Origin of the sequence: Vagococcus sp., assembly GCF_036639995.1 — a bacterium.
GTDB lineage: Bacteria > Bacillota > Bacilli > Lactobacillales > Vagococcaceae > Vagococcus.
Genome location: NZ_JAVWHO010000055.1, coordinates 1 through 14,412 on the forward strand (window position 1 = coordinate 1; position 14,412 = coordinate 14,412).

16 protein-coding genes and 1 other annotated feature are annotated in these 14,412 nt (G+C 32.2%); of the genes, 1 reads left to right on the forward strand and 15 read right to left on the reverse strand.

Annotated elements, in window-relative coordinates:
* The 13 genes from RR554_RS10845 to infC all read right to left on the reverse strand — a co-directional run bounded on the left by RR554_RS10845 (position 1) and on the right by infC (position 12,750).
* Entirely contained in the window at positions 1-1,641 is a 1,641-nt protein-coding gene (locus tag RR554_RS10845; protein WP_332464134.1) for a CAP domain-containing protein, read from the reverse strand.
* 163 nt (positions 1,642-1,804) lie between these two features.
* Positions 1,805-3,457 (reverse strand): CAP domain-containing protein, encoded by a 1,653-nt coding sequence (locus tag RR554_RS10850; protein WP_332468012.1) that lies wholly within the window; start codon positions 3,455-3,457, stop codon positions 1,805-1,807.
* A gap of 120 nt (positions 3,458-3,577) precedes the next feature.
* Positions 3,578-4,156, reverse strand: coding sequence for an anaerobic ribonucleoside-triphosphate reductase activating protein (gene nrdG, locus RR554_RS10855; RefSeq protein ID WP_332468013.1), 579 nt, complete (start codon positions 4,154-4,156; stop codon positions 3,578-3,580).
* A 56-nt stretch (positions 4,157-4,212) separates the two neighbouring features.
* A complete protein-coding gene (gene nrdD / locus RR554_RS10860; RefSeq protein WP_332464137.1) occupies positions 4,213-6,405 on the reverse strand; it encodes an anaerobic ribonucleoside-triphosphate reductase in 2,193 nt (730 codons plus the stop codon).
* 232 nt (positions 6,406-6,637) lie between these two features.
* Positions 6,638-7,432, reverse strand: a complete 795-nt coding sequence (locus RR554_RS10865) for a TraX family protein (RefSeq protein WP_332468014.1) — start codon at positions 7,430-7,432, stop codon at positions 6,638-6,640.
* Positions 7,433-7,511: 79 nt separating this feature from the next.
* A complete protein-coding gene (locus RR554_RS10870) occupies positions 7,512-8,348 on the reverse strand; it encodes a MetQ/NlpA family ABC transporter substrate-binding protein (RefSeq protein ID WP_332468015.1) in 837 nt (278 codons plus the stop codon).
* Between the two features lie 6 nt (positions 8,349-8,354).
* Positions 8,355-9,026, reverse strand: coding sequence for a methionine ABC transporter permease (locus RR554_RS10875; protein ID WP_332468021.1), 672 nt, complete (start codon positions 9,024-9,026; stop codon positions 8,355-8,357).
* On the reverse strand, positions 9,014-9,739 hold the full coding sequence (locus RR554_RS10880; RefSeq protein ID WP_332468016.1) for a methionine ABC transporter ATP-binding protein: 726 nt from the start codon (positions 9,737-9,739) through the stop codon (positions 9,014-9,016). The genes RR554_RS10875 and RR554_RS10880 overlap by 13 nt, the downstream gene beginning before the upstream one ends.
* Positions 9,732-10,748 (reverse strand): lipoate--protein ligase, encoded by a 1,017-nt coding sequence (locus RR554_RS10885; protein WP_332468017.1) that lies wholly within the window; start codon positions 10,746-10,748, stop codon positions 9,732-9,734. The genes RR554_RS10880 and RR554_RS10885 overlap by 8 nt, the downstream gene beginning before the upstream one ends.
* 246 nt (positions 10,749-10,994) lie before the next feature.
* Positions 10,995-11,435 carry a hypothetical protein gene (locus RR554_RS10890; protein ID WP_332464142.1) on the reverse strand — a complete coding sequence of 147 codons (441 nt, stop codon included), beginning with the start codon at positions 11,433-11,435 and terminating at the stop codon, positions 10,995-10,997.
* A 140-nt stretch (positions 11,436-11,575) separates the two neighbouring features.
* Complete coding sequence (gene rplT / locus RR554_RS10895) at positions 11,576-11,935, reverse strand: 50S ribosomal protein L20 (RefSeq protein WP_332468018.1); 360 nt, start codon at positions 11,933-11,935, stop codon at positions 11,576-11,578.
* Between the two features lie 68 nt (positions 11,936-12,003).
* Entirely contained in the window at positions 12,004-12,204 is a 201-nt protein-coding gene (rpmI, locus tag RR554_RS10900; RefSeq protein ID WP_332464144.1) for a 50S ribosomal protein L35, read from the reverse strand.
* A gap of 24 nt (positions 12,205-12,228) precedes the next feature.
* Complete coding sequence (gene infC / locus RR554_RS10905; protein ID WP_332468019.1) at positions 12,229-12,750, reverse strand: translation initiation factor IF-3; 522 nt, start codon at positions 12,748-12,750, stop codon at positions 12,229-12,231.
* Between the two features lie 21 nt (positions 12,751-12,771).
* Positions 12,772-12,913 (reverse strand) — a sequence feature (ribosomal protein L20 leader region).
* Positions 12,914-13,034: 121 nt separating this feature from the next.
* On the opposite strand from infC, the gene RR554_RS10910 reads away from it, so the two are divergent.
* Positions 13,035-13,679 carry a pentapeptide repeat-containing protein gene (locus tag RR554_RS10910; protein ID WP_332464146.1) on the forward strand — a complete coding sequence of 215 codons (645 nt, stop codon included), beginning with the start codon at positions 13,035-13,037 and terminating at the stop codon, positions 13,677-13,679.
* A 52-nt stretch (positions 13,680-13,731) separates the two neighbouring features.
* Here the strand turns inward: RR554_RS10910 and RR554_RS10915 are convergent, their stop codons facing one another.
* Together RR554_RS10915 and RR554_RS10920 are read right to left on the reverse strand one after the other, a co-directional pair.
* A complete protein-coding gene (locus RR554_RS10915; protein WP_332468020.1) occupies positions 13,732-14,217 on the reverse strand; it encodes a DUF3278 domain-containing protein in 486 nt (161 codons plus the stop codon).
* Positions 14,217-14,411, reverse strand: a complete 195-nt coding sequence (locus tag RR554_RS10920; protein WP_332464148.1) for a helix-turn-helix transcriptional regulator — start codon at positions 14,409-14,411, stop codon at positions 14,217-14,219. Before RR554_RS10920 ends, RR554_RS10915 begins: the two co-directional genes overlap by 1 nt.
* Position 14,412 lies beyond the last annotated feature (1 nt).

Consider the following 14,412-nt stretch of genomic DNA (forward strand, 5'->3'; position numbering starts at 1 on the left):
TTACCAAACAACTACAAATGTTTGTACACCATAAAGCATTCCTTGAGATACATAGAAACCAAATCCTGCATAGTTACAATATTCACTTAGCATAAGTTCTTTATGTTTTTTTGCTTTAACCCATTGGCCAAATAACTCTTGTGCCATTTTTTTGCCATCATTTTTCTTATTTCTAATATTGTTAGTATAAGCACTGTTTTCGCCAAAGCCAAATTCACTTGCATCTACTCCCAATTCTTTAATAGCTGTTAGGCCATTTGTTCCATCTGGTCTACTACTAGAGAATTTTTGTTTTAGTTCTCTTGCGCGGAAATTGGCAGCTTTATCAAAAACATCATCTCTTTTAACTGGTTGTACACCATTTTTCTTACGTTCGTTATTAACTAATCTCAACATCTCAGCCTGAGCTTTTTTGATTTCATTAGGAGATAACTCTACAGCTTGTTTGTAAGATTTTGTTGTAGCTCCCGCATTAATATAACCTCTCCAATTGCCTAGATCATCATATAATGAGTAGTATGTTGAGCCGTTAAAATGTTGGTAACGACCTCTTGCTTGTAAAATTTGACCTTCTAAGTTTGTTGAAATTCCTTTTTTACTCCATTTAAAACTATTGTATGTATCATAATTTTTCTTTGCTATTTTTACATAACGACCGTCTTTAATATAGTCGCCTTCTGCTTTTGTTTTAGTAACAGCATTGACATTCAAATAACCACACCATCTATCTTTATTATCATATAAAGAGTAGTATGATGAACCGTTAAAATGTTTGTAACGACCTTTAGCTTTTAAAATTTTACCATAGTAGTTATTTGTATTACTTTTTTTCTTCCAACTAAAGTTTTGCCAAGTATCATAATTTTTCTTACTAACTTTTACATAACTACCATCAGAAATATAATCACCTTGTGCTTTTGTTTTTGATACTGCTGCTGCACTTAGATAGCCATACCATTTTCCTTTATTATCATAAATAGAATAATAAGTTGATCCATTAAAATGTTCATAACGACCTCTTGCTTTTAATACTTGTCCTTTTAAAGAATTCGCACTAACTTTCTTTTTCCAATCAAAATTTTGCCATGTACTGTAGTTACCATTTTTAATTTTAATATAGCTACCATCAGAAATGTATTTCCCTTGTGCACCAACCTTTTCAGTAGCTTTAGCATTAACTAAACCATATCTAACTCCCTTATTATCAAAAATTTCATAATAAGTTGCGCCATTTCTATGTTGATAACGACCTTCTGCTTTAAATTTTTGTTGATAATAGTCTGTTGTATTACCTTTTTTCTCCCATTTAAAGTTTTCCCAGATTTCATAATTTTTTTTAGTAATTTGGATATAACTACCATCTTTAATATAGTCACCCTCAGGCGCTTTTTGAGCTGGTGCCAAAACTGGTGCTGCGCTTCTTGTTGCTACAGCCTCTTCTTTGGTTTCTGTTGTTGCTTCTACTGACTGTTCTGTGCTTTGTTCAGTACTTGTTTCAACTGATATACTTTCTTCCTTCACTGAACTTTCTACAGTTACTTCTTCTTTACTTGTTGCTTCTTCTGCGTTAGTAATTGTTCCACCAATAAGACCGAATAATCCTAACATCGATAAAGCCAATGTTAATTTAACCTTTTTCATTTAACAAACATCCTTTCCTTTTAAGACTTTTTTCCAACCACAACACACTAATTATTATACACCAAACAGATGTAATTCATCATTATTTTTTTAATATAAAGCAAAATAATCATAAATAAAAAAAGTATCCTAGAAACTCATAAATAAGTTTCTAGGATACTTTTTATTCGTAGACAACTATAAAAACTTGTGTACCGTAAATTCTTCCACCTGAAGCATAAAAACCAAATCCAACATAATCATACATATTAGATTGGATATTCCGTTTATGTCCTGGCGAATTCATCCACTGCTTAAACAGTAAGTTAGCAACAGCTTTTCCATCATTTTTAGGAAGTTGATTATACGCTATATTTTCCCCCGCACCTAAGCTACTAACATCTGCTCCGGCCTCTTCAACAGCATCTAAAATATCATTGCCATCTGGTCTGTGGTGAGCAAAAGTTTTCTTTATTTCTCTTGCTCGGTAATTAGCTGCTTTATCTAGTATTGAGTCTCCTTGGAGTTCATTAACTTTTACTCTACGACGCTCTTTATTCACTAATCTCAGCATTTCTTTCTGTGCTGCTTTTATTTCTTTTTCAGACAATTCAACTTTTGGTTTGTAAGATTTCTTAGTGGCACTTGCATTAATGTATCCTCGCCAGAATCCTAAATCGTCATACAATGAATAATACGTAGAACCATTGAAATGTTCATATCGACCTCTTGCTTGTAAAATTTGAGTTTGAACGTTGTCTGAACTTCCTCTAAAATCAAATTTGAAATTTTGCCATAAAGAATAGCCATTTTTTGTAACCTCTATATAACGACCATCTTTAATATAATCGCCTTCTGCAACAGTTTTAGAGGTTGCGTTACTATTTAAGTAACCTACCCATTTATTTTTATTATCATACAAAGATAAATAAGTTGAGCCATTAAAATGCTTATAGCGACCTTTTGCTTTTAGTACTTTTCCGTAATAACTATTTGTATTACTTTTTTTCTGCCAACTAAAATTTTGCCAAATATCATAGTTTTTCTTCACTATTTTGACATAGCTGCCATCATTAATGTAATCACCTTGAGCAGTAGTTTTGCTAACTGCTGCAGCACTCAGATAACCATACCATTTACCCTGATTATCATAAATTGAGTAATATGTTGAACCATTGAAATGCTCATAACGACCTCTTGCTTTAAACGTTTGATTTTTTAGACTATTACCACTATATTTTTTCTGCCAATTAAAATTTTGCCAAGTACTATAATTACCATTTTTGATTTTAACATAGCTGCCATCACTTATATAATTGCCTTGAGCGTCTATCTTTTTCGTTGCTTTAGCATTTATATAACCTATCCACTTATCATCTTTATTGTATAAAGAATAATACGTTGCACCATTTTCATGCTCATATCTACCTTTTGCTTTTAGCGTTTGACCATAATAATTAGAAGAATGACTTCTTTTTTCCCAGCTAAAATTTGACCAAATATCATAGTTTTTACTTGCTACTTGAACATAGCTGCCATCACTTATATAATCGCCTTCTGGTGTTTTCTTCACCTGATTTGGAGCAGCACTTTTTATTGCTCGGATTTCAGACATCGTTTCTTCAACTGTTTCAGCTGTTTGGTCCGTTGTTTCCCCACTTTTACTCGTTGAGTCACTAATTAATGCCTCACTTGATTCGGTAGACATCATTGTTTCTTTCTGCTCAACTACAACTGATTCTTTTGTTTGACTTTCCTCAGCATTCGAAACAATTCCAGAGTTAAATCCAAGAAAACTTAACATCGAAAGTCCTATTAACCATTTAACTTTTTTCATTTCTACAAACATCCTTTCTAACAACAAATATCCCTACTGTCTTTCATTATACACAACATATTTTAAGAATACATAGATAAAAAAACAAATCCTTTTCACTTTAGAAGGATTTGTTTTCATTTAATCATTATATCTCTCTTTATCTAAACACTTTTCCCAAATAATAGTTTCGTTTTTCTCTAAAGACTTTTTAACATCTATAATCCGTTGATTACTACTACCTCGAAACTGTAAGGTTAAATCACGTCTAGTTAATTCAAAACGTCCATCAACTAAAATATCAATTTTAGAGAGTAGTTCAAGTTTATCTTCTGTTTCTAGCAATAATTCTTCAAACGTATAACCTGACCATGACCAGATATCTTTTGTTTCACCAAACTCTGATCTAAATCTATCTACTAACCTCAAACAAACTTCTGTATTTAAAAAAGGTTCACCACCTAAAAGCGTTAATCCTTGAACAGATTTATGGCTTAAATCTTGAAATATTTTATCTTCTAGCTCTTGAGTAAACGGTGTACCATAATTAAAATTTTGAATGGCCTTATTGAAACATCCTTCACACGCAAACAGGCACCCACTAACATAAATACTGCATCTAACACCTTCTCCATCCACAAACATAAAAGGTTTATAATCTGCAATATAGCCCTTACTCCACTTGTCAGACGACCATTCTTTTGGTTTAGGATTTTTCATTTATCTCACTCCTAAAGTTAAGAGGCCATCCTAAAACGGATTAGCCTCTCTATTTTTTATTTCATATGTTTAACACGTGATGATATTTCTTTATGGCGACCATGAACCATTGGACGCGCTTGAGGGTTACCTAAGTAGCCACAAGTTCTTTTAACAACATCACATGTTTTCGGATCGTTATTACCACATGATGGACATTCAAAGCCACGTTCTGTCGGATTAAAATCACCTTCAAAATCACACTTATAGCAATGATCAATTGGTGTATTTGTTCCCAAGTAACCAATTTTATCATACGCATAATCCCAAACAGCCTCTAGTGCTTTTCTATTTTGTTGTAGCACTGGATATTCACAGTAATGAATGAAGCCACCCGAACAATATTGAGGGTAATCTTTTTCAAAATCTAATTTTTCAAATGGTGTTGGATTTTTTCTTACATCATAATGAAAACTATTAGTGTAGTATTCTTTATCAGTAATATTTTCAACTACACCAAATTTTGAACGATCAATTTGGCAAAAACGATCTGTTAAACTTTCACTTGGTGTTGAATAGACACTAAAGTGATAGCCATATTCATCTCCCCAGTTATCAGCATGACCTTTAAGAGAACGTAAAATCTCTAAAGTAAATTCCTTAGCTTCTGGATTTTCCTCCCATTCACCACCATAAAAACTAGACGCTACTTCATAAAGACCAATATAACCTAGAGAAACTGTCGCACGTTTATTTTTAAACAATTCATTAACAGAATCTGTTTTCTTTAATTTTTCTCCAAATGCTCCGTGCATGTAAAGAATCGGTGCATTAGCTGGTGTTGCTTCTTTACAACGATCGATTCTAAAAACTAGTGCATCTTTCACTGTTCCTAATCTTTCTTCAAGAAGTGACCAAAATTTTTCTTTATTACCAGCTGCTTCTAAAGCAATTCTTGGTAAATTAAGCGTTACAACACCTAAGTTCATACGACCTGCATTGATTTCTTGTCCATTTTCATCTTTCCAACCTTGTAAGAAAGATCGGCAGCCCATTGGTACTTTGAAACTTCCAGTCAATTCAACAATCTTATCGTAATTTAAAATGTCAGGATACATTCTTTTTGTTGCACATTCCAAAGCAAGCTCTTTAATATCATAGTTTGGATCAGTTTCTTTATGATTCACACCATCTTTAACTGTAAAAATTAATTTAGGAAAAATAGCTGTTCGATGTTCTTCTCCTAATCCTTTGATACGATTTAAGAAAATGGCACGTTGAATTTCACGTTCAAACCAATTTGTCCCAAGACCAAAACCTAATGATGTAAATGGTGTTTGACCATTTGATGTAAATAATGTATTGATCTCGTATTCTAAACTTTGCATTGCATCAAAGATATCTTTTTGCGTTTTTTTCTTAGCATACTCGTCATGACGGCTTTCGTCTTCAATCCATTCTTTCGCATCTTCTAAATGCTTAAAGTAATTTTTTTCTGCAAATGGCGCTAAAAATTCATCAATACGATCTGCTGAACAGCCACCATATTGGCTTGAAGCAACGTTAGCAATGATTTGTGAAATTTGAGCTGTAGCTGTCTGAATAGATTTTGGTGCCTCTACTTCTGCATTTCCAATTTTAAAGCCATTGTTTAGCATGCCTTTAAAATCAATCAAACAACAGTTAGTCATTGGTGAATACGGATGATAATCTAAATCATGGTAATGAATATCACCTTTTTGATGAGCGTTAGCCACATGTGGAGGTAATAATTTCAAACCAATTGATTTTCCAACGATTCCTGCTGTTAAGTCACGTTGAGTATTAAATACATCACTATCTTTATTAGCATTTTCATTAACCAGTGCACTATCTTTATTTAGTAATCTACCAATTGTAAAATTAATATCTGTAGCACGACTTCTCTCAAAGTCTCGTTTCGTGCGATAGTTAATATATTCTTCTGCCAATTCATATTCGCAGTTATCTAATAAAATATGTTCCACAATATTTTGGATTTCATAAATCTTAACATTATTATTAAAACGTTGAGCAATTTCTTCTATGACCAAATCAACTAACTCTTCTACTTTAGCTTCAGAATGAGGTGTAACAGCACCATTAATTTTTTCCTCTGCTTTTAGTAAAGCATTCGCAATTTTCACTTCATTAAATTCTGCGATTCTGCCATCTCTTTTAATGACTTGAATATTGTTCAAATCAGAACTAATATCTAGTGAATCTGTGTTTTTTTCGTTGATTTCAATCATTTTTTTCGACTCCTTTTTTTACATACTTAGTATATAATATATCAATCTGAAGCCCATTTCAACTATATATAGTGTTAAAAAATTAATAAAAAACTATTGACAACTACATATAGTTATCAGATAAAGCTTTCTTCAAATATTTTCATAACAATATATTTTTTTTACTAGTTTTCTTAAAAAGTTTTAATCTTCACATTAAACAAAAAAATTCCTGTTTCCAGGAATTTTTTTATTAATGATTATAAATAATAGAGGCGATAATATAAAGTATCCAAATATGTGCTGGATAGAATATATAAAAGAATGATTTCATTCCACGCCCTTTTTCACCACTATAAAGTAATATCGGAATAATTGAAAAGACCATCATCCATTGCGAATTAGTTGTAAAGGCTGCTCCTATATTACTAAACAAGAAAAGTCCAGCTACTATAGCAATTGATAAACACTGTAATTTTCGATTATTTCTAAGCAGATACATTACCGGCATTAGATAAACCATTATACTATTTTCAGCAAACAAAGTTAATGGAATCACTCTAGCAACAGAAATCAATGCCATATTGCCACTAGATAATCCTAGTAAAGAAACTAGAGATAAAATAAGTGGTAATAATAAGCAAACTAGTCCAAACAAAATATATTTTCCTTTTTTCTGCTCTTTAAACTTGCTAAAGTAATCAATTCCATACATAGCTAATGCACCAACAAATAAATCGGTAAAAATATTATTTTGAATAGCCATATTTCCTAAAGAAAAGAAATGTTGAACAATGGTTGTCCCTATGTTCATTGCCCAAAAACCAATTAATAATCTTAATAAATATTTCTCCTTATTTCTTGTATGAGAAAAACCTTCCACACTGATAAAGAAAAATAATGTTGCCACAGGTCGACCAAACCAATCAATCCAAGTAGGTGCTCCCATAATAGCAAACATCTGATGAACATGATCGATAAACATAAGAACTATACCAATTATTTTTAAATCAAATGTCGTTAAACCTTTTTTTCTTGCGATTTCCATTCTTATCACGCTCCTCTTTGTTCTATTGTACAATTTATTTTTCACAAATTATACGAACAAAAATGTAAGATGGGTATTATTAGAAGGCAGGTGTTAATGTATCACTATGCTCTTTTTCTAAAAAATCTTTAACTGCCTGACTTGTCATTGCTTTTTTCAATTCTTTTATTTTATCAGAATCTTTATTATCTTCTCTTGCTACAAGAGAAATCGCAAAACGTTCATCAACTGTTTTCTCTAAGAATAGTGCATCTGCTGGTTTCAAACCAATTTTGGCAATGTACGTCGGATAATTATACACAAGAGCAACATTTTTTTCATTGTAACTTTCTGCCAAATTCAGCAAATCAATTGACATAAATTCTAACTTTTTATCATTTTTTTCAATATCTTTTAGCGTTCCGTTAAAACCTACACCATCTTTTAGTGTGATCAACCCCTGTTCGTTCAGTATAGCTAATGCACGACCTTCATTGGATACATCATTTGGAATAGCTACTTTAGCACCATCTGGAATATCTGACATATTTTTATAATTCTTCGAATAAAAGCCAACTTTAGCATTGTAAATTTTTTGAATAGCTACTAAATCAGCTTTTTTCTCTTGATTGAATTTTTGCATAAAGGGTTCATGTTGAGCAAAATTGGCATCTACCTCTTTATTTTTTAACAACTCATTATATTGAATATTATCATTTACTTGAACTAACTCAACAGTCCAACCATCTTTTTTCGCTTCTTTAGCTGCGACTTCAACAACATCAGTCATTGGCATTGTTTGAGAGGCTACTTTAATAACTTTCTCTTCTTTTGATTTAGACTCTGTTGTTTCTTTCTTTGTTTCTGCTTTACTACCACATGCAGTCATACCTACGACTAATGCTAACAAACTTAATGATAATCCTAATTTTTTCATTTTTTCTTACTTCCTTTTATCTATTTTTTTACTAATATAAGTTCCTAATAATTGAATACTTCCAACAATTAAAATCATTAAAACAATTGTTGTGTACATCACTTCGTACTCATAGCGCTGATAGCCAAAACGGATGGCAAAGTCACCAATTCCACCGCCACCAACGACTCCCATAACCGTTGAATACGACATTAAACTAATCATCATGGAGGTAAAACTTAGAACTAATCCACTTCTTGCCTCCTTCAATAAAAAATAAAAAACAAATTGACTATTCGTTGCACCTAATGCACTTGATAACTCTGTGACTTCTTTTGGAACATCTAATAACACTTGCTCTACTAAACGACCAAATATAGCCACTGCCACAAGACTTAACGGAAATGAGGCTGCAATTGGACCAAACGCCGTATCAAAAATAAATCGAGTAACTGGAATGACTGCTACAACTAATAATAGAAACGGAAAAGAACGAGCCACGTTAACATAACTATTTAGAAAAAACATAACACCTTTATTTGGCTTCACACCATCTGATCCATGGAGATATAAAAGGATCCCAATCAAAAGCCCCACAATCAGACCTATGACAAGTGAGATACTAAGCATGATCCCTGTTTCTTTCAACGCTTTTAACATCTCTGGTAAGTAATACATCACTTGTTTCATGAACTTAATACCTTTATGGCTTTCTCTTTATATGTCAATCCTTCCGTCCCTAATTGACTTTTAGAAACTTTACTTTCTGCAACGATTTCCCCCTTCTCCATCACTAACACACGGTCACACGTTTTCTTTATAACTTCTAAGTCATGACTAACAAAAACAATGGTTGGATGATACTTTCTTTTAACTTCATCAAGTAACCGTAATATTTCTTCAGTTGTTTGGATATCCAAAGCACTTGTTGCCTCATCTAATAATAAAACTTGCGGCTCAGTAATGAGGGCTCTTGCTAAGGCAACACGTTGTTTTTGACCACCACTAAGTTGCGACGGATAACTATTAGCCTTATCTTTCAAGCCAACAAATTCAAGCAAGCTTAGAGCTTTTTCTTTGTTTAATCGTTTTTGAAGCTTTAAAGGAAGAAGAATATTTTCTAACACCGTTAAATTACTCAGCAAATTAAAGTGTTGGAACAACATACTCATTTTTTCTTTTTGTCGTCTAATATCCTTTTTGGTCCATTTCAACGTTGATGTTTGTTTAAAAAGAAGATCTCCACTTGTTGGTTGTTCCATTAAATGAATTAACCTTAAAAGTGTTGACTTACCTGATCCACTTTCACCTACAATTCCTAGTGTTTCATTTTCATAAACTGTTAAATTTACATCCTTAAGTGCTCTTGATTTATCATCATATATTTTTGAGACATTAACTAACTCAATCATCAGAATGATCTCCAATAAGAAAATCAATCAATTGATCATTTGTTAAATTAGTAAAATAATGACTAACCTCTATTTCTTCTAAAGATTTCTTTAGCGCTATTCGTTGATATGGCACATCTTCCAAATGATGTCTTAAATCACTTAAGTTTTCTTGATTAAAAAAATCTCCTAAAAAATCAATAAAATGTATCCTACCATTCTTTAATTGGAATCTTGCTTCAAGTAAACCAACTAATGGAATATACGCTCTTTTTTTATTCGTAAAGGGTTGATGATGTCCAAATACCCAATCATCGTTTCCGTAAATGTCTTTGACTAATTGTGTTATTTCCTGATGATCTTTTTTATCTAACACTATCTCTTTTGGAGCAATATCAGCTAAATCATTCACCTTATATAATCGTTTTAACAGCTCATCTTGAAATTCTAAAGTTGATAAAGATTGGTATGTTTTACTTAAATATGGCTTAATATTGGTCACGCGAGAAGCCACTGATTTAATGTGTTTTGATGCTAATTTTTCTTCAGACACATTTAAATAAGCGGGTAATTTATCTAAATCGACATCATACAACAACGTTCCATGAGAAAACATTTTATTTTTCTTTGTATACATTGCATTTCCCGATACCTTTTTCCCATTGATTAAAATATCGTTACGTCCATTTACAGAAATATCTTGAACCCCCATCTCTTTCAATACACTAACGATTGGTTCAACCATTGAACTATAATCACCAAACGTTGCTTTGTTTTTGTCAACAACAAAACTAAAACTAATATTTCCTAAGTCATCATAAACAGCTCCACCACCAGACAATCTTCTAGTAAGAGTCAGCTTATCTTGTCTTGCTGCTTTAAGATTGACTTCATCAAACATATTTTGATGTTTTCCAATAATTATGCAAGGTTTTTGGATATACATTAAAAATAAGGGTTCTTCTTTTTCATAGTGAGTCATTAAATAACTTTCAGTCGCCAAATTATCTCGAATATCACGACTAGTCATTTTGTGAAAAAACACTATCTTCACACTCCTTCCAAACTCAATGACTCGATTTTAGCTATTCAACCTGTTAAAAGCAACGTTTCAAAACTTTTGAGATATCACTTTTTAATATCAATGGTTTTCATTTTCACAAAACCGTTGATTTGAAGGGGTTTTCATCATTAAGCTAACCATTAACGTGAAGCTTAAAAATACAATTATGTTTTTAAGCAAAAAAATAAACCTAATTTTCATCAGGTTTATTGTTTACATACTTGTCATATAAAAATTAACTTCTTCTGATGTTAATTTTCTAACTTCCGTATTTGGAAATTCTTGATAGTCACCTGTTTTAAACACAGGTACTTTGTTACACTTTTTATCCTTATTCTTTTTAAGATAGGCAGTTAACTCACTTTTATCGCTAAAAATTTTAAATGAACGCCTTTCTTTATCTAATTTAATTTCATAAATAAAACATTCTTTTTTTAAAACATATTCAGCTGTTCTGATGTATACTTTAGCATCCTCTAACGATTTAAAGGGGAAATTCCAACGATAAAGTCCTCTCCTATCATCTTTTTCAATACAAATACATCGATGACAGGTACCACAAATATATTGAACATGTTCACTTAAACAACTATATGCTTTATACATTGGTGTCATTCTATTGTTATCACTATAGCATTCTGGACACTCACTCATTGTTATCCCTCCTTTGTTACCATTTTAACATTACTTTTAAGCTTTTTTTCAAATTTTTTTAAAATGTCTCCTATTTCTCATAAAAAAAACACCCACTCATAAGAGTAGGCGCAAGCGTTGAAAATTCAACGTAAATTTAATTATTTAGCTAAAGCTGTTTTAGCTGTTTCAGCAAGAGCTGTGAAAGCTTCTGCATCATGGATAGCTAATTCAGATAACATTTTACGGTTGATGTCGATTTCAGCTAATTTTAAGCCGTGCATCATTTTGCTGTAGCTTAATCCGTTCATGCGAGCACCAGCGTTAATACGAGCGATCCATAATTTACGGAAGTTACGTTTAGTTTGTTTACGATCTCTAAATGCGTAAACGTGTGATCTCATCACTTGTTCTTTTGCTGTTTTAAATAATGTATGTTTTGAGCCATAGTAGCCTTTAGCTAACTTAAGCACTTTTTTACGACGTTGGCGAGTTACTGTTCCACCTTTTACACGTGCCATGATAATTCCTCCTTGGGTTCTCTTAAAGTTTGTAGTTGTTTTTAGTCATTATCAAAAAACTAAAAAGCTTATTTCATACGAGTCAATTGTTGACGAATACGTTTGTAATCGCCTTTTGCTACCATTCTTGGACGGCGTAATTGACGACGTTGTTTTTTAGTTTTACCGTGGAAACGGTGACTTGTAAACGCACGATATCTTTTTAATCCGCCACCACCAGTACGCTTAACACGTTTTGCTAGTCCGCGGTGAGTTTTCATTTTTGGCATTTTGATTTCCTCCTCAAATTCTTGTTACTTATCTGATTTTGGTGAAAGTACTAAGAACATACTTCTACCATCCATTTTAGCTTTTTGTTCAACTGTAGCGATATCTTCAGTCTCCTCAGCTAAACGATTTAAGACGTTCAGACCAATTTCCTTATGAGTAATCGCACGACCTTTGAAACGGATAGAAGCTTTCACTTTATCGCCTTTTTCAAGGAACTTACGTGCGTTACGAAGTTTGGTATTAAAATCATTAACGTCAATTGTTGGACTTAAACGTACTTCTTTAACATTGATTACTTTTTGTTTTTTACGAGCTTCGCGTTCTTTTTTCTGCTGCTCAAAACGGAATTTCCCATGATCCATTACTTTCGCAACGGGTGGTTTCGCATTTGGTGCAACTAAAACTAGGTCTAAGTTAGCACTCTCAGCAATTCTCAATGCTTCAACTTTACTTTTAACACCTAACTGTTCGCCGTCTGCCGAAATTAAACGTACTTCTCTTGCACGAATGCCGTCGTTTACCATAATATCTTTTGCTATGGTCATTCACCTCCACAATTTTTAGAGAAAAAACGAAAAAAACGAGTCCTTTTAAAATATAAAAGTCCCGCACCTAAACAATTAACCTTACTAAAATAAGGAAAATTTTACTATCTAGCCCAGTCATAAATATCACTAAGGCGAGAAGCGGGTGCTTCTTCTTAATTTCTCAACTCCCTTATTATACCAACTTTGATGTCTATGTCAACCTTTTTCATTATATATTTTCATAAAATAATATGATAGGCTTATAACATACAATAAACAATTGGATTAAGGAGAATTTTATTATGCCTAATTTTAAAATAGAACAACCTGTTATAAGTCCGGCTCTTGAAGAGATATTACCTGAATATTTAGAAGATGAACTTTTGATAAAACACCATTTAATACGAGAAACGTCTTATATTAACAGCCATCATGATAATTTAATTTTTGAAAAAAGTCACTTTGTGAAAGTTGATTTTACCAGTAGTTCATTCAATCGATTTGAATGTGTTGATTGCCTTTTTGAATCATGCGACTTTTCAAACATTGAATGGATAGGTGGTGCTTTCCATCGCTCAATTTTTAAAAATTGTAAATTAACTGGGGCTAATTTTGCTGAGGGCTTACTTCAAAATTGCCAATTTATCGATTGTACCATCAATTATGCTTCATTCAATTTTAGTCAAATGAAGCGAGTTTTCTTTTCTGACTGCCAACTTAATTTTTCCGAACTTAGTGAAGTCAAATGGAAAAATCTTGAATTAGTTAACTGTGAATTAAATAAAACCAATTGGATAGGAACAAATTTAAATCAGTTAAACCTCTCTTCATGTCAATTTGAAAATGTATCACTCTCTCCTGATTTAATTAAAGGCTTCATTGTAAACTATGAACAGGCTATTATTATTGGGATGACTTTAGGTTTAGTTTTAGATGAACCTAGATAACAAAAATAGAGGTCGATCTATAAAAAAATCGACCTCTTTCTCTAATCTTCTTTTATTTTTTTATATTAGCAACTCCTATGGCATACATCATACCGCCAAAGAAAATACTTCCTACCAATATCAAAAAAATATTCTTTACTGAATAATCAAACCCCTGTAAAATAAGTTGAATAATAAAGAAAATGATAGTTGCGGTTATTCCATTTTTTTTCATTTTTTTCTTAGCTTGTAAATAATTAGATTCCTCTACTTCTTGATCAGCTAATCCTAAGCACTCTATTTCATACATCAAATAAAGACCCACGCCAAAAAATAAAACAAAACAATTAACTAATAAGTAACCCCATAGTAATATCTCAAACTCAACATACTGAGTTAAAAATAAGGTCACTACATTAGCCACTATCGAATACACCCACAAAAACATAAAAGCATTGTTTCCTATACGATTGACTTCATTCTTTTTGTACTCATCTAAAACTCCTGTAATACCATATATTCGTTTGATGAAACGAGTACCTAACTTTTCTTTTTCCATTAAGTATCTTCCCTCCAAAATAAACTATTTAAATCTGTCTCAAGTTCTTTAGCAAGTTTTATGCACAATTCAAGTGACGGATTATACCTACCATTTTCAATTAGATTTATGGTTTGCCTAGCCACTCCAACGCGTTTAGCTAACTCTAGTTGGGATATTTTTTTGTCTGTACGAAATAATTTTACGCGGTTCATA